Source organism: Ruegeria sp. CE8 (genome assembly GCF_056537465.1).
On the sequence record NZ_JBQFRP010000011.1, the window covers coordinates 184,725 to 203,502 of the forward strand.

The 18,778-nt window shown below is 57.5% G+C and carries 14 protein-coding genes; 12 read left to right on the top strand and 2 right to left on the bottom strand.

What is annotated here, in order from left to right; translation table 11 throughout:
• The first annotated feature begins 1 nt into the window (after window position 1).
• Entirely contained in the window at window positions 2–700 is a 699-nt protein-coding gene (gene rplA / locus ACR0AA_RS17695) for a 50S ribosomal protein L1 (protein ID WP_170427361.1), read from the top strand.
• 141 nt (window positions 701–841) lie between these two features.
• A complete protein-coding gene (locus ACR0AA_RS17700) occupies window positions 842–1,642 on the top strand; it encodes a hypothetical protein (protein ID WP_480665239.1) in 801 nt (266 codons plus the stop codon).
• A 78-nt stretch (window positions 1,643–1,720) separates the two neighbouring features.
• Here the strand turns inward: ACR0AA_RS17700 and ACR0AA_RS17705 are convergent, their stop codons facing one another.
• Window positions 1,721–2,695, bottom strand: coding sequence for a phosphotransferase (locus tag ACR0AA_RS17705; RefSeq protein WP_480665240.1), 975 nt, complete (start codon window positions 2,693–2,695; stop codon window positions 1,721–1,723).
• 481 nt (window positions 2,696–3,176) lie between these two features.
• On the opposite strand from ACR0AA_RS17705, the gene rplJ reads away from it, so the two are divergent.
• The 6 genes from rplJ (at window position 3,177) to ACR0AA_RS17735 (ending at window position 14,436) form a co-directional block, all read left to right on the top strand.
• The gene (rplJ, locus tag ACR0AA_RS17710; RefSeq protein WP_480665241.1) at window positions 3,177–3,695 is read left to right on the top strand and encodes a 50S ribosomal protein L10; all 519 of its coding nucleotides are present in this window, start codon (window positions 3,177–3,179) and stop codon (window positions 3,693–3,695) included.
• A 79-nt stretch (window positions 3,696–3,774) separates the two neighbouring features.
• Complete coding sequence (gene rplL, locus ACR0AA_RS17715) at window positions 3,775–4,149, top strand: 50S ribosomal protein L7/L12 (RefSeq protein ID WP_170417028.1); 375 nt, start codon at window positions 3,775–3,777, stop codon at window positions 4,147–4,149.
• 250 nt (window positions 4,150–4,399) lie between these two features.
• Window positions 4,400–8,536 (top strand): DNA-directed RNA polymerase subunit beta, encoded by a 4,137-nt coding sequence (gene rpoB / locus ACR0AA_RS17720; RefSeq protein ID WP_480756516.1) that lies wholly within the window; start codon window positions 4,400–4,402, stop codon window positions 8,534–8,536.
• 52 nt (window positions 8,537–8,588) lie between these two features.
• Window positions 8,589–12,830 carry a DNA-directed RNA polymerase subunit beta' gene (gene rpoC, locus ACR0AA_RS17725; RefSeq protein WP_480756517.1) on the top strand — a complete coding sequence of 1,414 codons (4,242 nt, stop codon included), beginning with the start codon at window positions 8,589–8,591 and terminating at the stop codon, window positions 12,828–12,830.
• Window positions 12,831–13,010: 180 nt separating this feature from the next.
• Window positions 13,011–13,466 (top strand): macro domain-containing protein, encoded by a 456-nt coding sequence (locus ACR0AA_RS17730; protein ID WP_480665244.1) that lies wholly within the window; start codon window positions 13,011–13,013, stop codon window positions 13,464–13,466.
• A gap of 100 nt (window positions 13,467–13,566) precedes the next feature.
• Complete coding sequence (locus ACR0AA_RS17735; protein WP_480665245.1) at window positions 13,567–14,436, top strand: DMT family transporter; 870 nt, start codon at window positions 13,567–13,569, stop codon at window positions 14,434–14,436.
• Here ACR0AA_RS17735 and ACR0AA_RS17740 read toward each other — a convergent pair.
• Window positions 14,421–15,227: a putative rhamnosyl transferase gene (locus ACR0AA_RS17740; protein ID WP_480665246.1), complete on the bottom strand. Its 807-nt coding sequence runs from the start codon at window positions 15,225–15,227 to the stop codon at window positions 14,421–14,423. The two genes, ACR0AA_RS17735 and ACR0AA_RS17740, sit on opposite strands and share 16 nt — an antisense overlap.
• A gap of 386 nt (window positions 15,228–15,613) precedes the next feature.
• On the opposite strand from ACR0AA_RS17740, the gene rpsL reads away from it, so the two are divergent.
• The 4 genes from rpsL to ACR0AA_RS17760 all read left to right on the top strand — a co-directional run.
• Window positions 15,614–15,985, top strand: coding sequence for a 30S ribosomal protein S12 (gene rpsL, locus ACR0AA_RS17745; RefSeq protein WP_005621086.1), 372 nt, complete (start codon window positions 15,614–15,616; stop codon window positions 15,983–15,985).
• Between the two features lie 15 nt (window positions 15,986–16,000).
• Window positions 16,001–16,471 (top strand): 30S ribosomal protein S7, encoded by a 471-nt coding sequence (gene rpsG / locus ACR0AA_RS17750; protein WP_010441203.1) that lies wholly within the window; start codon window positions 16,001–16,003, stop codon window positions 16,469–16,471.
• A gap of 18 nt (window positions 16,472–16,489) precedes the next feature.
• The gene (gene fusA / locus ACR0AA_RS17755) at window positions 16,490–18,607 is read left to right on the top strand and encodes an elongation factor G (RefSeq protein WP_480665247.1); all 2,118 of its coding nucleotides are present in this window, start codon (window positions 16,490–16,492) and stop codon (window positions 18,605–18,607) included.
• 60 nt (window positions 18,608–18,667) lie between these two features.
• On the top strand, window positions 18,668–18,778 hold a 111-nt coding region (locus ACR0AA_RS17760; protein ID WP_170744588.1), incomplete at its 3' end, for a GTP-binding protein.

An 18,778-nucleotide genomic window follows, 5' to 3' on the forward strand; every position in this document is an offset into this window, starting at 1 on the left:
GATGGCAAAACTCGGTAAACGTACCCGCGCTGCGCGCGAAGCTGTCGCCGGCAAGGAAAACCTGTCGGTCGAAGAAGCAGTTGCCCTGGTCAAAGCCAACGCAACCTCGAAATTCGACGAAACCATCGAAATCGCACTGAACCTGGGCGTTGACACACGTCACGCAGACCAAATGGTTCGCGGTGTTGTCGGCCTGCCGAATGGCACCGGTAAAGCGATGCGCGTTGCTGTGTTTGCTCGTGGCCCCAAGGCTGACGAAGCGAAAGAAGCAGGCGCAGATATCGTTGGCGCAGAAGACCTGATGGAAACTATTCAGGGCGGCACCATCGAATTCGATCGCTGCATCGCAACCCCGGACATGATGCCGATCGTCGGTCGTCTGGGTAAGGTTCTGGGCCCGCGCAACCTGATGCCGAACCCCAAAGTTGGCACCGTGACCATGGACGTGAAAGCGGCCGTGGAAGCAGCCAAGGGTGGTGAAGTTCAGTTCAAGGCGGAAAAAGGCGGCGTTGTACACGCGGGTGTTGGCAAAGCGTCGTTCGACGAAGCCAAGCTGGCCGAAAACGTTCGTGCATTCGTTTCGGCTGTGGCCAAGGCCAAGCCGTCGGGCGCCAAAGGCACCTACATGAAGAAAATCGCGCTGAGCTCGACCATGGGCCCCGGTGTGACTCTGGATGTGGCAGCCGCGTCGGGCGAATAAGCCTTACTGCTCAAAAATCAGAATTTGATCCCGGGTGGTGCAAACTGCCCGGGATTTTTTGTTGGCTCGGTTGATTTGTTTCGGCAGTCAGCTTACGTATTGTGCGCACAGTGTGCGCACAGAAATCGGAGCTGGGAAAATATGAAATTTGAGTACAGGTATCTGAATCCTCAGGCCACCCATCTAGAGACAGGTGTGGTTATACACATCCAGTATGACGCGCAGGGCCCGGGGGTATCATTCAAAGTCGAAGACGAGACCCGGTTAGCTCTGGGCGAGGCGCGGGTAAGCAAGATTTTTGAGGCTCTCCAGCAGACCATAGAAGACGAAAGAAACCGGTCCGAGTTGCAGCGGCTCGTGAGCGGCCCATTTGCGGGCAACAATTCCTTTGTGGAGATTGCCCTGGAACTTGAAACGTCCCGAAAGGTGACAAATCGGACGTTGCAATCCTGGCTGGCGGATCCGCATCGGCCAAGCAGTCGCAAATGCCCAGCATGGGCCGTTAAGGCGTTGAAGGACTATATCGAAAAAGAGGGAGGGGGGAATTCCGTTCGCGCGCGAAACCAGAATGTCATGGAGCAAATTCGCGAACGCCCCGGTGGTCATCTTCGTCTCTTGGCGAGTAACGACAGTAACAAGTGGGCCGAGCAATGCATCGCGCGGGAAGACGCGCAGCGCGCAAAACTGGTGAACGCCTCCTTGTCCGAACTCCCTGAAATTCTGCATAATCGAATTTCTGAGTTGGAGCGCGCGCGAGAACATGATGGTGCCATAATCAGCATCTTGCTGCACACCTTGCGCGCCGTTCGAAAAGAAGGTTCGCTACAGGAGTTTGCCGCGGACATGCTGGAGCATGTAGAGGCAAACTTCGAACTGAAGCACCGCGTCAGGGTCACTGCGGACACGTTGAAACAGGACGAGCAGAACGCTGAGGAGCGCTGAAAAGCTGATGGCGGCCCGGATTGAGCGAAGCTAGGCCACCTGGAAACAAATGTGGACCACACTGTTCGCGTGACAGGTTCAGTGACCTTGGAATATCAGGCGCAGACGCTGGCCCAGTCGCCGCCGCCTGTCGTGTTCAAAGGCGCTGCAGGTATGGGTGATCTGATGTAGAAACAGCCAGTCTTTCAGCAACCGTCCACGGATGCAGTAGTCAAGGATGTCGTGATTGATCGGATGCCGGTAGAGGCGAAAAAACATATCCTTGTTTCGTTTCAGGATTCCGCTTCGATCCACGTCGGCCCCATCCCCGTCCCGAAAGATGTCCGATTTCAGGAAGTCGACGATATCATAAACGGCCAGTTTGTCGCGGGCCTCGGTGAAATCCAGACCGATTGTCTTTCCCTGTCCGACGATCAGGTTCTGTCCGTGAAAATCGCCATGCGAAAAGACCCGCAGGTCCTCGGTGCCCTTAAGGCGAGCGCCTTCGGCCAGCATGAGGTTTACCATTTTTCGGCTCTGTTCCTCGATTTCATGCGGAACGGCTTTGACCAGATCGCGAATGCTGTCGGTCATCCATCGCGGACGGAAAGCGTAACTGATTGGGGCGTGCCGGGCATGAAGATCATTCAGCCATGACCCGGCGCGGCGGTACACCTGAGCAACCTGATTTTCATCCGGGCTGTTATAAATCAGATCTACGGCAGTCGGTCGGCTTATATACTCAGTGACCAGAAAAGCGCCGCCCGGCGAAAGATAAACGGGTCGGACGACCCGAGACGTGTCGTTACCCTCGAAGTAGTCCCAAAGCTCAACCAGCAGTTCGAATTCGGCTTTTAATCTGCCGGTAGTAGGGGACTCCGTATCGGTTTTGAGGGCGAATGCCCGAGATGCAGTATGCAGGATCAGGACAGCCCGAGAATCTTCGAAGGCGTGCGACCGGTAGATGCAGTCGTAATGCGTGATAAACTCTTGCGGGAGCTCGCTCGAAAACTCGTCGATATACGAGGCGACACGTGCTTGTTCTTCGTCGGATAGGGGTAGTGTGTCAGCCAACGGGACAAGTCCTGAGTGTGAAAGTTCGATCTCTGGACAGGATAACAGCGCGTTTCCGGTGTCAACGGAAAGTAGGCATTTGAGCAACCGTGAAAAGATGTTCGTGCCAGTTGTTCCGGAGGCTTGTGCAAATGAATATTATTTGACCAACAAAAGGCGGGAATTCGAAGTTCTCGAATGCTGTTGCGGTAACGCAGAATCCGCAATTTACCTCTTGGAAACTGGCGGTATCTGCCCTAAGTAAGGCTACGAAGTAAAGCGTGCGATTCGTCGTGCGCTTTATTTTGTTTCGTCCAAGACGGTGGGTGGTGCCATATGGCCCCTTAATTCCCTGCCTGAGACGGGTAAGACCAAAGAATTCTGAGGGTCCAACCCTCGGGCGCGTTTTGGCCAATCCCGTAACAACGGACCTGAACGCCGGAGCGAAAGCTGCGGCAAATATGAGCCGGGGTGAGATATCGCCCCAAACTTGGAGAGAACTGTGGATAGAGCCCAGAAAGAGAAAGTGGTCGAGGAACTCGGCCAAATCTTCGAAAGCTCTGGCGTCGTAGTGGTTGCTCACTACGCCGGTCTGACAGTTGCCGAGATGCAGGACCTTCGCGCACGTGCTCGTGACGCGGGTGGCTCCGTGCGTGTTGCCAAGAACAGGCTCGCCAAAATCGCCCTTGAGGGTAAGCCGTGTGAAAGCATGGCCGACCTGCTGACAGGGATGACCGTTCTGACCTATTCCGAGGACCCTGTGGCAGCAGCCAAAGTGGCCGAGGACTTCGCCAAGGAGAACCAAAAGTTCGAAATCCTTGGCGGTGCAATGGGCGAGAACGCTCTGGACCGCAAAGGCGTCGAAACAGTTTCGAAAATGCCGTCTCGCGAGGAGCTTATTGCTTCGATCGTGGGCTGCATTGGCGCACCTGCTTCGAACATCGCCGGCGCGATTGGCGCACCTGCAAGCAACATCGCAAGCATCCTTTCCACCATCGAAGAGAAGGCGGAAGCTGCGTAAGCGGTTGGCACTGAATGATCTGCGTAGGGTGAATACCCTGACGTTGGAACACACACTGTAAACGGAAAGAGCTGATAAAATGGCTGATCTGAAAGCACTCGCAGAAAGCATCGTGGGTCTGACCCTGCTGGAAGCACAAGAACTGAAAACCATCCTCAAAGACGAGTACGGCATCGAGCCCGCAGCTGGCGGCGCCGTAATGGTTGCAGCTGGTGGCGACGCCGGTGGCGCAGCTGAGGAAGAAAAAACCGAATTCGACGTCGTTCTGAAGAACGCCGGCGCTTCGAAAATCAACGTGATCAAAGAAGTTCGCGGCATCACCGGTCTGGGCCTGAAAGAGGCCAAGGAACTGGTCGAAGCTGGCGGTAAGATCAAAGAAGGCATCGACAAAGCAGAAGCCGAAGAGATCAAAGGCAAGCTGGAAGCAGCTGGCGCCGAGGTCGAACTGGCCTAAGCCCGTTGTCTGGTGCATCGCCGATGCACCGAAAAATTTGGCTGGGCTCGGAGAAATCCGGGTCCAGCCGAACCTGTCTTAGAAAGGGCCTCATGTCTGGGGGCGTTTTCTAAGACGCGGTTCGCGGATCGGGAGGCTGCCTTCGGGACGGTGGCCATGAATTGATCCGGACGTGTCGTCTCGAATGTGCAAGATGCCGGGGCCCGACGGTGTCTTTGCCCGCTGAGAACATCGAAAGGTGACATCTGACATGGCTCAAACGTTCCTTGGCCAGAAACGTCTTCGTAAATATTACGGCAAAATCCGTGAAGTGCTGGAGATGCCGAACCTCATTGAGGTCCAGAAATCTTCTTATGATCTTTTCCTGCGCTCCGGCGATGCAGAGCAGCCCACCGACGGCGAAGGCATCAAAGGTGTGTTTCAGTCGGTTTTCCCGATCAAGGATTTCAACGAAACCTCCGTTCTGGAATTCGTGAAATACGATCTGGAAAAACCCAAATATGACGTCGAAGAGTGCATGCAGCGCGACATGACCTACAGCGCGCCGCTGAAGGTCACTCTGCGCCTGATCGTGTTTGATGTCGATGAAGACACCGGCGCCAAGTCGGTGAAGGACATCAAGGAGCAGGACGTGTTCATGGGCGACATGCCCCTGATGACACCGAACGGTACGTTCATCGTGAATGGCACCGAGCGTGTGATCGTGTCTCAAATGCACCGCTCGCCCGGTGTGTTCTTTGACCACGACAAGGGCAAAACCCACTCCTCGGGCAAGCTGCTGTTTGCCTGCCGCATCATCCCGTATCGCGGCAGCTGGCTGGACTTTGAGTTCGACGCCAAGGACATCGTGTTCGCTCGTATCGACCGTCGCCGTAAGTTGCCTGTGACCACCCTGCTCTATGCGCTGGGTCTGGACCAGGAAGCGATCATGGACGCGTATTACAACACCGTGTCCTACAAGCTGGACAAGAAGAAAGGCTGGATCACGCCGTTCTTCCCCGAGCGTGTCCGCGGCACCCGTCCGACCTATGATCTGGTCGACGCGAAGTCCGGTGAAGTGATTGCTGAAGCGGGCAAGAAAGTCACCCCGCGCGCGGTCAAGAAGCTGATCGAAGAAGGCGTTGTCACCGACTTGCTGGTGCCCTTCGACAACATCGTTGGCAAGTTTGTCGCTAAGGACATCATCAACGAAGAAACCGGCGCGATCTATGTCGAGGCCGGTGATGAGCTGACCTTGGAATACGACAAGGACGGCGACCTGATTGGTGGGACTGTCAAGGAACTGATCGATGCGGGCATCACCGACATCCCGGTTCTGGACATCGACAACGTCAATGTCGGCCCGTACATGCGCAACACCATGGCTCAGGATAAGAACCTGAACCGTGAAAGCGCGCTGATGGACATCTACCGCGTAATGCGCCCGGGCGAGCCGCCCACCGTCGAGGCTGCGTCGGCTCTGTTCGACACTCTGTTCTTCGACAGTGAGCGCTACGACCTGTCTGCCGTTGGCCGCGTGAAGATGAACATGCGTCTGGCTCTGGACGCGCCGGACACCCTGCGTACGCTGCGTCGCGAAGACATCGTGGCCTGCATCAAGGCGCTGGTGGAACTGCGTGACGGCAAAGGCGACGTGGACGATATCGACCACCTCGGCAACCGCCGTGTGCGCTCGGTCGGCGAACTGATGGAAAACCAGTACCGCGTTGGCCTGCTGCGTATGGAGCGCGCGATCAAAGAGCGTATGTCGTCGGTCGAGATTGACACCGTCATGCCTCAGGACCTGATCAACGCGAAACCGGCTGCGGCTGCTGTTCGCGAATTCTTCGGCTCGTCGCAGCTGTCGCAGTTCATGGACCAGACCAACCCGCTGTCCGAGGTTACCCACAAACGCCGTCTTTCGGCGCTTGGCCCCGGTGGTTTGACACGTGAGCGTGCGGGCTTCGAAGTTCGCGACGTGCACCCGACCCACTATGGCCGGATGTGTCCAATTGAAACGCCGGAAGGTCCGAACATTGGTCTGATCAACTCGCTGGCCACCTTTGCCCGCGTGAACAAGTATGGCTTCATCGAAACACCGTATCGCGTCGTCAAAGACGCCGAGGTGACCGATGAGGTTCACTACATGTCCGCGACCGAGGAAATGCGTCACACCGTGGCGCAGGCGAACGCGACTTTGGACGCTGATGGCAAGTTCATCAACGATCTGGTTTCGACCCGTCAGGCCGGTGACTACACCCTCGCCCCGCGCGAGAACGTGGACCTGATCGACGTGTCGCCGAAACAGCTGGTCTCGGTCGCGGCCTCGCTGATCCCGTTCCTTGAAAATGACGACGCCAACCGCGCTCTGATGGGCTCGAACATGCAACGTCAGGCGGTTCCGCTGCTGCGGGCCGAAGCGCCGCTGGTCGGTACCGGGATCGAGGAAAAGGTTGCGATCGACTCGGGTGCTGCGATTCAGGCGAAACGTGCCGGTATCATCGACCAGGTCGATGCCCAGCGTATCGTTATCCGCGCCACCGAAGATCTGGAACTGGGCGATGCTGGCGTTGACATCTATCGTCTGCGCAAATTCCAGCGTTCGAACCAGAACACCTGTATCAACCAGCGTCCGCTGATCAAGGTGGGTGACACCGTCCAGAAGGGCGAAGTTATTGCCGATGGTCCGTCGACCGATATGGGTGAACTGGCCTTGGGTAAGAACGTGGTCGTCGCGTTCATGCCGTGGAACGGTTACAACTACGAAGACTCGATCCTGATCTCGGAACGGATCGCGCGTGACGACGTCTTTACCTCGGTTCATATCGAGGAGTTTGAAGTCGCTGCACGTGACACCAAGCTGGGTCCGGAAGAGATCACCCGCGACATTCCGAACGTCGGTGAAGAAGCGCTGCGCAACCTCGACGAGGCGGGCATCGTTTACATCGGTGCGGATGTTGAACCGGGCGATATTCTGGTCGGCAAGATCACTCCGAAGGGCGAAAGCCCGATGACCCCGGAAGAAAAGCTGCTGCGCGCCATCTTTGGTGAAAAAGCATCTGACGTGCGCGACACCTCGCTGCGCGTGAAGCCGGGCGATTACGGTACGGTCGTCGAAGTCCGCGTCTTCAACCGTCACGGCGTCGAGAAAGACGAGCGTGCGCTGCAGATCGAGCGTGAGGAAGTCGAACGTCTGGCCCGTGACCGGGACGACGAGCTGGCGATCCTTGACCGCAACATCTATGCGCGTCTGCAAGGCCTGATCATGGGTAAAACCGCTGTCAAAGGCCCGAAAGGCGTCAAGGCAGGGTCGGTGATCACCGAGGAACTGCTGGACATGCTGACCCGTGGTCAGTGGTGGCAACTGGCCCTGGAAGGTGAGCAGGACGCACAGATCGTTGAAGCTCTGAACGAGCAGTACGAAGTGCAGAAACGCGCTCTGGATGCTCGTTTCGAGGATAAGGTCGAGAAAGTCCGTCGTGGCGACGACCTGCCGCCGGGTGTGATGAAGATGGTCAAAGTCTTCATCGCCGTGAAGCGTAAGCTGCAGCCGGGCGACAAGATGGCCGGTCGTCACGGGAACAAAGGTGTGATCTCCAAGGTTGTTCCGATGGAAGACATGCCGTTCCTGGCCGATGGTACTCCGGTTGACTTCTGTCTGAACCCGCTGGGTGTGCCTTCGCGAATGAACGTAGGTCAGATCCTTGAAACCCATATGGGTTGGGCCGCGCGCGGTCTGGGTCTGAACATCGATGAGGCACTGGGCGAATACCGCCGTTCAGGCGATCTGACCCCGGTACGCGAAGCGATGAAGCTGGCCTATGGCGAAGATGTCTACGAAGAAGGCATCACCGGTCTGGACGAGGATGGCCTGATCGAGGCTGCGGGCAACGTGACCCGCGGTGTTCCGATCGCAACACCGGTCTTTGACGGCGCCAAAGAGGCTGACGTCAACGACGCGCTGGTGCGTGCGGGCTTCTCGGAAAGCGGTCAGTCGGTTCTGTTCGACGGTCGCACCGGTGAGCAATTCGCACGTCCGGTGACCGTGGGCATCAAGTACCTGCTGAAACTGCACCACCTGGTGGATGACAAAATCCACGCGCGTTCGACCGGGCCGTACAGCCTGGTCACCCAGCAGCCGCTGGGTGGTAAGGCGCAGTTCGGTGGTCAGCGCTTTGGTGAAATGGAGGTCTGGGCTCTGGAAGCTTACGGCGCCGCCTACACCCTGCAGGAGATGCTCACCGTGAAATCGGATGACGTCGCCGGCCGGACCAAGGTCTATGAGTCGATCGTCAAGGGCGAGGATAACTTTGAAGCGGGCGTACCGGAATCGTTCAACGTTCTGGTGAAAGAAGTCCGTGGCCTCGGCCTGAATATGGAACTCCTGGATGCGGAGGTTGAGGAGTAAGGGCCTCGGCCCTTTCTCCCGTCCCCCCTTCCGCAAAATTTGAGGTATCAAAATGAACCAGGAAATCACCAACAACCCGTTCAACCCGCTGACACCGCCGAAAGTCTTTGACGAGATCAAGGTTTCGCTGGCCAGCCCTGAACGGATTCTGTCTTGGTCCTATGGTGAGATCAAGAAACCCGAAACCATCAACTACCGGACGTTCAAGCCTGAACGTGACGGTCTGTTCTGCGCGCGTATCTTTGGCCCGATCAAAGATTACGAATGTCTGTGCGGCAAATATAAGCGGATGAAGTATCGCGGCGTTGTCTGCGAGAAATGCGGTGTGGAAGTCACCCTCCAGAAAGTTCGCCGCGAGCGTATGGGCCATATCGAACTGGCCGCGCCTGTTGCGCATATCTGGTTCCTGAAATCGTTGCCGTCCCGCATCGGTCTGATGCTGGATATGACGCTGCGCGATCTGGAACGCGTTCTGTACTTTGAAAACTACGTTGTCATCGAGCCCGGTCTGACCGACCTGACCTACGGCCAGATGCTGACCGAAGAAGAGTTCATGGACGCGCAGGATGCCTTTGGCATGGACGCGTTCACCGCCAATATCGGCGCTGAAGCCATCCGCGAGATGCTGGCCCAGATCGATCTGGAAGCCGAAGCCGAGCAGCTGCGCGCTGATCTGGCCGAAGCAACCGGCGAACTGAAGCCCAAGAAGATCATCAAGCGTCTGAAGGTTGTTGAATCCTTCCTCGAGTCGGGCAACCGGCCAGAGTGGATGGTGATGACTGTGATCCCGGTCATCCCGCCGGAACTGCGTCCGCTGGTTCCGCTGGATGGCGGCCGTTTCGCGACGTCTGATCTGAACGATCTGTATCGCCGCGTCATCAACCGGAACAACCGTCTGAAGCGTCTGATCGAACTGCGCGCACCTGACATCATCGTCCGCAACGAAAAGCGGATGCTGCAGGAATCCGTTGACGCTCTGTTCGACAACGGCCGTCGTGGCCGCGTGATCACCGGCGCCAACAAGCGTCCGTTGAAATCGTTGTCTGACATGCTGAAGGGTAAGCAGGGCCGCTTCCGTCAGAACCTTCTGGGTAAGCGCGTCGACTTCTCGGGCCGTTCGGTCATCGTGACCGGCCCCGAGCTGAAGCTGCACCAGTGTGGTCTGCCCAAGAAGATGGCGCTGGAGCTGTTCAAACCGTTCATCTACTCGCGCCTCGAGGCCAAGGGTCTGTCTTCGACCGTGAAACAGGCGAAGAAACTGGTCGAGAAAGAGCGTCCCGAAGTGTGGGACATCCTCGACGAGGTGATCCGCGAACACCCTGTCATGCTGAACCGTGCGCCAACACTGCACCGTCTTGGCATTCAGGCGTTCGAGCCGGTCCTGATCGAAGGTAAAGCGATCCAGCTGCACCCGCTGGTCTGTTCGGCCTTCAACGCCGACTTCGACGGTGACCAGATGGCCGTTCACGTCCCGCTGAGCCTTGAGGCGCAGCTGGAAGCGCGTGTTCTGATGATGTCGACGAACAACGTTCTGTCGCCTGCAAACGGCGCGCCGATCATCGTTCCGTCGCAGGATATGATTCTGGGTCTGTACTATGTGACCCTGGAACGCGAAGGCATGCCGGGCGAAGGCAAGGTGTTTGGTTCGATTGACGAAGTTCAGCACGCGCTGGATTCCGGCGAAGTGCACTTGCACACCAAGATCACCGCGCGGATCACGCAGATCGACGACGAAGGAAACGAAGTTCAGAAGCGTTACGAAACCACTCCGGGCCGTCTGCGCCTGGGTGCGTTGCTGCCGATGAACAACAAGGCGCCTTTCGAGCTGGTCAACCGCCTGCTGCGAAAGAAAGAAGTGCAGCAGGTGATCGACACTGTCTACCGCTACTGCGGTCAGAAAGAGTCGGTCATCTTCTGTGACCAGATCATGTCGATGGGCTTCAAAGAGGCGTTCAAGGCGGGCATCTCGTTCGGTAAGGACGATATGGTCATCCCGAACGACAAGTGGGGCATCGTCGATGACACCCGCGATCAGGTGAAAGACTTTGAACAGCAGTACATGGACGGCCTGATCACTCAGGGCGAAAAGTACAACAAAGTTGTCGATGCCTGGTCGAAGTGTAACGACCGCGTCACCGAAGCCATGATGAACACCATCTCGGCGTCGTCGCGTGATGAGGCCGGTGCCGAACAGGAACCGAACTCGGTCTACATGATGGCCCACTCGGGTGCGCGTGGCTCGGTCACTCAGATGAAACAGCTGGGCGGTATGCGCGGCCTTATGGCCAAACCGAACGGTGACATCATCGAGACACCGATTATCTCGAACTTTAAAGAAGGTCTGACCGTTCTCGAGTACTTCAACTCGACCCACGGTGCCCGTAAGGGTCTGTCGGATACCGCTCTGAAGACGGCGAACTCGGGTTATCTGACCCGTCGTCTGGTGGACGTGGCGCAGGACTGCATCGTTCGTGAAGTCGACTGTGGCACCGAGCGTGCGATCACTGCGGAAGCCGCGGTCAATGACGGTGAAGTTGTCGCTTCGCTGGCCGAGCGTATCCTGGGCCGTGTGGCTGCAGACGACATCCTACGTCCGGGTACGGATGAGGTGATTGTGGCAGCTGGTCAGCTGATCGACGAGCGTATGGCCGACACCATTGATGAAGCCGGTGTTCAATCGACCCGCATCCGTTCGCCTCTGACCTGCGAGTCCGAGGAAGGCGTCTGTGCAACCTGCTACGGTCGTGACCTTGCTCGCGGTACCATGGTGAACACAGGTGAAGCTGTCGGCATCATCGCCGCCCAGTCCATCGGTGAACCCGGTACGCAGCTGACGATGCGGACCTTCCACATCGGCGGTGTTGCGCAAGGTGGTCAGCAGTCGTTCCAGGAAGCCAGCCAGGAAGGCGTGGTGTCGTTCGAGAACCCGCAGATTCTGGTCAATGCGGCGGGCGAAAGCCTGGTCATGGGCCGGAACATGAAGCTGGTGATCAAGGACGAGCATGGCGAAGAGCGTGCCAGCCACAAGCTGGGCTACGGCTCCAAGCTGTTCGTCAAGGACGGCACCAAGGTGGCCCGTGGCGACAAGCTGTTCGAGTGGGACCCGTACACCCTGCCGATCATCGCCGAGAAAGCCGGTACCGCGAAATACGTTGACCTGGTTTCGGGCCTTGCTGTCCGCGACGAGACCGACGAAGCAACCGGTATGACCCAGAAGATTGTGATCGACTGGCGCGCGGCCCCGAAAGGCAGCGAACTGAAGCCCGAGATCATTCTGGTCGGTGAGGATGGCGAGCCGGTCCGCAACGATGCGGGCAACCCGGTTCACTATCCGATGTCGGTGGATGCGATCCTGTCGGTCGAAGACGGTCAGCAGGTCGAAGCCGGTGACGTTGTTGCGCGTATTCCGCGTGAAGGCGCCAAGACCAAGGACATCACCGGTGGTCTGCCGCGTGTGGCCGAACTGTTCGAAGCCCGTCGTCCGAAAGATCACGCGATCATCGCAGAAGCCGATGGTTACGTGCGCTTTGGTCGCGACTACAAGAACAAGCGCCGCATCAGCATCGAACCGGCAGACGAGTCCATGGAGACCATCGAGTACATGGTGCCCAAGGGCAAGCACATCCCGGTCGCCGAAGGGGACTTCATCCAGAAGGGTGAATACCTGATGGACGGTAACCCGGCTCCGCACGACATCCTGTCCATCATGGGTGTCGAAGCGCTGGCGGATTACATGATCGACGAGGTGCAGGACGTCTATCGTCTGCAGGGCGTGAAGATCAACGACAAGCACATCGAAGTCATCGTGCGACAGATGCTGCAGAAGTGGGAGATCCTGGATTCAGGCGACACCACCCTGCTGAAAGGTGAGCATGTCGACAAGCAGGAGTTCGACGCGGCCAACGAGAAGACCATCGCCCGCGGTGGTCGTCCGGCACAGGGCGAGCCGATCCTGCTGGGGATCACCAAAGCCTCGCTGCAAACGCGTTCGTTCATCTCGGCGGCGTCGTTCCAGGAAACCACCCGCGTGCTGACCGAAGCTTCGGTTCAGGGCAAGAAGGACAAGCTGGTTGGCCTGAAAGAGAACGTCATCGTCGGTCGTCTGATCCCCGCCGGTACCGGTGGTGCGACTCAGGCCGTGCGTCAGGTTGCGCAAGGCCGCGACAACGTCGTGATCGAAGCCCGTCGGGAAGAGGCCGAAGCGGCCGCTGCCCTCGCCGCTCCGGTCATGGATGACGATATCGTGGGTGACGAGTTGGACGTTCTGGTGGAAACACCGGAAAGCCGCGAGTAAGCACCGCAACATTCAATCGATCAGGCCCCGCAATTTTGCGGGGCCTTTTCATTTTTTGCGCCTGGTACATTTACTTAGAGAGGTCACCGGTATGCGCATGTGCCCAGTCGTGCTAAGACAGTTACGGAATAGCCGCGAAAGCGGTCATCAGAGGCAATCGACTGTTCCAAAGGGTTTTCGATGCCAACGATCAAGGGTGATTTGATACAGCTTGCACTAGACGGTGAATTTGACGTCATCGTCCATGGCTGCAATTGTTTCCACGCGATGGGTGCTGGGATCGCCAGAGTAATCGCGGCTGAGTTCCCTGACGCTCTGGAGGCCGACAAGCAGACTGAATATGGGGTTCGCTCAAAACTGGGCACCGTTTCAATGGCATCTGTGTCGAGGGGGGCAACCAGCTTTGTAATAGCAAACGCCTATACTCAGTTCCATTGGGACGGACCCGGACGGCTTGTGGAATACGACGCGATCTCGGCCTGTTTCGAAATGATTGCACGGGGGTTTCCGACCGCGCGCATAGGCTATCCGATGATCGGCGCGGGCCTGGCCGGGGGTGATTGGGCGGAGATTGCGCCACGCATTGACCATGCCCTAAGGGACATGGATCACAAATTGGTTGTTTTACCAGGCTGAAAAGAAATAGCGCTTTTCTAGCCCAAGGATGTTCATTGACATCCCCTACGGCCTTGCGGCCAATGGGCTGAGTTTCTTTTGAGAATTGGAATCTTCCACGATGAGTCCGAATGTGAAGGGCGCGATGCTGATGATGGGCAGTATGGCTGCCTTTACTGTCAATGATGCTCTGATCAAGGCTGCAGGGGCGGAAATGCCGCTGTTTCAGATGGTCGCCATGCGTGGTGCATTGGCGACGTTTCTGGTATTTCTGATGGCGCGTCATCTGGGTGCGCTGCATCTGAATTTTCCACGCCACGACAAATGGCTGGTGGCTGCACGATGCCTGGCCGAACTTTCGGCAACATTTTTCTTTCTGACTGCATTGCTGCACATGCCACTGGCGAACGTGACCGCCGTTTTGCAGGCCCTGCCGCTGACAGTGACGCTTGGGGCGGTTCTGTTCTTCGGTGAACATATCGGCTGGCGACGAATACTGGCAATCGGAATGGGGTTCGCCGGTATGTTGCTGATCGTACGACCGGGGCCTGACGGTTTCAGCATCTACGCCATTTACGCTCTGATCGCAGTAGCTTCGGTGACGGCGCGGGATCTGATAACGCGGCGCATGTCCATTCATGTACCATCGCTGGCCGTCACGTTAGCGACATCGCTGTCCATCACTTTGGCGGCCGGGGTCGCGACCGCAGCAACCGGTTGGGAACCGGTTACATCAGGCTCGGGCTTGATGGTGGCATCGGCGGCAGTATTCGTGCTGGCCGGATACCTGTGCAGCGTCATGGTCATGCGGATTGGGGACGTAGGCTTTATCGCCCCTTTCCGCTATTCCAGTCTGATTTGGGCGTTGGGTCTGGGTTGGGTCGTGTTCGGCGATTGGCCGGATACGATCACGATGTTCGGTGCGGTTCTGGTCGTTGGGGCAGGGCTGTTCACGTTGTTCCGCGAACGTCAAGCTCAACCGGCGGAGTGAACCCGCCTCACGTCGTCCTGTTCAATGGCAAAGCGCGCTATGAACTCTCCCTCCTGTTCGGGGGTCAGTTGAAACAGCTCGGTTTTGCTGGCGCGGGCGTGGGGTGAATCGTTGAAATTGTTCAGGGTCCTGACCCACATCGGCGCGTCGGGATAGCTGATCACGGGCATGAAGCGGCCGATCTTGTGGTGGGTGAAGCTCATGATCGTGTGTTTGCAGCCGCCGGCGATGTACATCCCCAGACCAACCCCCAAAAGCGGTCTGAACACCTGGGCGGCGCGAACACCATCCGGGCCGAACCGGGCCAGGAAACCGTTGTTGAAATCCAATCCAATTGTCCGATTGTACCGGGCAAGCCCCTTTGCGTCATCGGCGGCTTCGCGCAGACGTTCAACCAGATCAACAGAAACGGCGTCATCGTCGTCATGCCGAAACTGTATGCAGGGCTGATCCGGATCTTTGCGGGCGCTGTGCAGAACCTCTTTGACAAGAGGACGGTGGCGGGCCGGCGCGCGTTTGACAATGCGGATCTGCTTGATACCCGAGGTGAGATCGTAGAGCCGCTCCATCGACTCTTTGGGAAGGCACTCTCCGATCACGACCAGCAGTTCAAAGTCTTCGTCAGTATGCTCGCGAAAACAGGGCAGGGTGGTCGTTTCGAACAGGCGAAACCGTTCTTCCAATCGGGCAGGGTTGTACAGATACTGCCGCCGTTCCTCGACGGTATCGTGTTCGACCTGATAGCCGCCGATCGCGGGATAAGAAAAGCGGCACAGGCCAATAACTTGCATGTTTCGTCCATCGCAGAGTTTCTGGGCCACTATGCAGATGTCCTCGATGACCCGCAACGGGAGAGACGTTGTGGAACCCGTTGCCGATTCTTGTTAAAACAGTGACATCCGGCTGACAGGGCAAGCACTGTTGACACTCGGGCCGACTCCCCCTATTACGCGCGACATCTCGGTACCGGGGGCCGCCCCATAACCGATTTCAGTAATGAACTGGTCAAGGCCCGGACAATTTTGTAGTTCGCGCCCTCTGATAACCAACCGCGACGTTCACCTCGGAATGGGAACGCTCGCGGGTTTTGCGCTTGTGGACGCATAAGTGCAGCAAGTTTAACCGCACGCAACGCGCGTGCATGTCATGTGTGTTGCAAAACGGGGAAGAAACCGGAATGCCAACTATTCAACAGCTGATCCGCAAGCCGCGGCAGCCCAAAGTAAAACGCTCGAAGTCCATGCACCTGGAGCAGTGCCCGCAGAAACGCGGCGTCTGCACACGTGTTTACACCACCACACCGAAGAAACCGAACTCGGCTATGCGTAAGGTTGCCAAGGTGCGCCTGACCAACGGGTTCGAGGTCATCTCGTACATCCCCGGTGAAAGCCACAACCTGCAGGAACACTCGGTTGTTCTGATCCGTGGCGGCCGTGTAAAAGACCTTCCCGGTGTGCGTTACCACATCCTGCGCGGTGTTCTGGATACTCAGGGCGTCAAAGATCGTAAGCAACGCCGTTCGAAATACGGCGCGAAGCGTCCCAAGTAAGAAGGAGAGGCTGATATGTCACGTCGTCACGCCGCCGAAAAACGCGAAGTCCTGCCTGACGCCAAATTTGGCGACAAGGTACTGACCAAATTCATGAACAACCTGATGATCGACGGCAAGAAGTCGGTCGCGGAGCGCATCGTTTACAACGCCTTTGACCGCGTTGAGAACAAGGTAAAGCGCGCTCCTGTCGAAGTGTTCCACGAAGCGCTCGACAACATCAAACCGTCGGTCGAGGTTCGCTCGCGCCGGGTTGGTGGTGCAACCTATCAGGTTCCGGTCGAAGTGCGCCCTGAGCGCCGCGAAGCGCTGGCCATCCGTTGGCTGATCACCGCTGCGCGCGGCCGCAACGAAAACACCATGGAAGAGCGCCTTGCCGGCGAACTGCTGGACGCCGTACAGTCCCGCGGTACCGCCGTGAAAAAGCGCGAAGACACCCACAAGATGGCCGAGGCGAACAAAGCCTTCAGCCATTATCGTTGGTAATCCGAGAGGCTTAGACCAATGGCACGCGAATATCCGCTCGAACTGTACCGTAACTTCGGTATCATGGCGCACATCGACGCAGGTAAGACCACCTGCTCGGAGCGTATCCTGTATTACACTGGTAAATCCCACAACATCGGTGAGGTGCACGATGGTGCAGCCACCATGGACTGGATGGAGCAGGAGCAGGAACGCGGTATCACCATCACTTCGGCTGCGACCACCACTTTCTGGGAGCGCACCGAGGACGGTCAGACCGCCGATACCCCCAAGCACCGCCTGAACATCATCGACACCCCCGGCCACGTTGACTTCACCATCGAAGTTGAGCGTTCGCTGGCGGTTCTCGACGGTGCCGTCTGCGTTCTGGACGCAAACGCCGGTGTTGAGCCCCAAACCGAAACCGTGTGGCGTCAGGCTGACCGCTACAAGGTTCCGCGTATGGTTTTCGTCAACAAGATGGACAAGATCGGCGCAGATTTCTTCAACTGCGTTCGCATGATCGAAGATCGCACAGGCGCACGCGCTGTTCCGGTTGGTATTCCGATCGGCGCCGAGTCCGAACTGGAAGGTCTGATCGACCTGGTCACTATGGAAGAGTGGCTGTGGCAGGGCGAAGATCTGGGCGCAAGCTGGATCAAAGCACCGATCCGCGACAGCCTGAAAGACATGGCTGACGAATGGCGCGGCAAGATGATCGAAGCGGCCGTCGAAATGGACGACGACGCTATGATGGAATACCTGGAAGGCAATGAGCCCGACGTTCCGACCCTGCGCGCCCTGCTGCGCAAAGGTACTCTGGAAATCGCGTTCGTTCCGGTTCTGGGTGGTTCGGCGTTCAAGAACAAAGGCGTTCAGCCGCTGCTCAACGCTGTGATCGACTATCTGCCCAGCCCGCTGGACGTTGTTGATTACATGGGCTTCAAACCCGGCGACGAAGAAGAAGTTCGTGACATCGCACGTCGTGCCGATGACAACATGGCCTTCTCGGGCCTGGCGTTTAAAATCATGAACGACCCCTTTGTTGGCTCGCTGACCTTCACTCGGATCTACTCGGGCACCATGAATAAGGGTGACTCGATCCTGAACTCGACCAAAGGTAAGAAAGAGCGCATCGGTCGTATGATGATGATGCACTCGAACAACCGGGAAGAGATCGAAGAAGCGTTTGCAGGCGACATCATCGCGCTGGCGGGTCTGAAAGACACCACCACCGGTGACACCCTGTGTGATGCGAAGGATCCGGTGGTTCTGGAAACCATGACCTTCCCTGATCCGGTGATCGAGATCGCAGTTGAGCCCAAAACCAAGGGCGACCAAGAGAAGATGTCTCAGGGTCTGGCCCGTCTGGCCGCTGAAGACCCGTCCTTCCGTGTGGAAACCGACCTGGAATCGGGTCAGACCATCATGAAGGGCATGGGCGAACTTCACCTGGACATCCTGGTTGATCGTCTGAAGCGCGAGTTCAAAGTCGAGGCGAACATCGGTGCACCTCAGGTGGCATACCGTGAAACCATCTCGATGCCGGTTGAACACACCTACACCCACAAGAAACAGTCGGGTGGTTCGGGTCAGTTCGCGGAAGTCAAGCTGGAGATCCAGCCGACCGAGGCGGGCGAAGGCTATTCGTTCGAAAGCCGCATCGTTGGTGGTGCCGTTCCGAAGGAATACATCCCCGGTGTTGAAAAAGGCATCAACTCGGTCATGGACAGCGGCCCGCTGGCTGGCTTCCCTGTGATCGACTTCAAGGTTGCCCTGCTGGACGGTAAGTTCCACGACGTTGACTCGAGCGTTCTGGCGTTCGAAATCGCATCGCGGATGTGTATGCGTGAAGGCATGCGCAAAGCTGGCGCGAAGCTGCTGGAACCGATCATGAAGGTCGAAGTGATCACCCCGGAAGAATACACCGGCGGTATCATCGGCGACCTGACCTCGCGTCGTGGCCAGGTGTCTGGTCAGGAACCGCGCGGCAACGCAATCGCGATCGACGCGTTTGTTCCGCTGGCGAACATGTTCGGCTACATCAACACCCTGCGTTCGATGTCGTCGGGCCGAGCCCAGTTCACCATGCAGTTCGACCACTACGATCCGGTTCCGCAGAACATCTCGGACGAGATCCAGGCGAAATACGCATAAGCGAAGATTTGAGGGAGCTCGGGTAACGGGCTCCCTTCATTACCGAAAAAGGAGGCCATCATGGCAAAGGAAAAGTTTGAGCGTACAAAACCGCACGTCAACATCGGCACGATTGGCCACGTTGACCACGGCAAGACCACGCTGACCGCAGCAATCACCAAGTATTTCGGT

Bases quoted from the DNA above. Each gene is read 5' to 3' on its own strand.
- ACR0AA_RS17700 (WP_480665239.1), top strand. From the start codon at position 842: ATGAAATTTGAGTACAGGTATCTGAATCCTCAGGCCACCCATCTAGAG.
- rplL (WP_170417028.1), top strand. From the start codon at position 3,775: ATGGCTGATCTGAAAGCACTCGCAGAAAGCATCGTGGGTCTGACCCTG.
- ACR0AA_RS17740 (WP_480665246.1), bottom strand. From the start codon at position 15,227: ATGCAAGTTATTGGCCTGTGCCGCTTTTCTTATCCCGCGATCGGCGGC.
- rpsL (WP_005621086.1), top strand. From the start codon at position 15,614: ATGCCAACTATTCAACAGCTGATCCGCAAGCCGCGGCAGCCCAAAGTA.
- rpoC (WP_480756517.1), top strand. From the start codon at position 8,589: ATGAACCAGGAAATCACCAACAACCCGTTCAACCCGCTGACACCGCCG.
- ACR0AA_RS17730 (WP_480665244.1), top strand. From the start codon at position 13,011: ATGCCAACGATCAAGGGTGATTTGATACAGCTTGCACTAGACGGTGAA.
- rpoB (WP_480756516.1), top strand. From the start codon at position 4,400: ATGGCTCAAACGTTCCTTGGCCAGAAACGTCTTCGTAAATATTACGGC.
- fusA (WP_480665247.1), top strand. From the start codon at position 16,490: ATGGCACGCGAATATCCGCTCGAACTGTACCGTAACTTCGGTATCATG.
- ACR0AA_RS17735 (WP_480665245.1), top strand. From the start codon at position 13,567: ATGAGTCCGAATGTGAAGGGCGCGATGCTGATGATGGGCAGTATGGCT.
- rplA (WP_170427361.1), top strand. From the start codon at position 2: ATGGCAAAACTCGGTAAACGTACCCGCGCTGCGCGCGAAGCTGTCGCC.
- rpsG (WP_010441203.1), top strand. From the start codon at position 16,001: ATGTCACGTCGTCACGCCGCCGAAAAACGCGAAGTCCTGCCTGACGCC.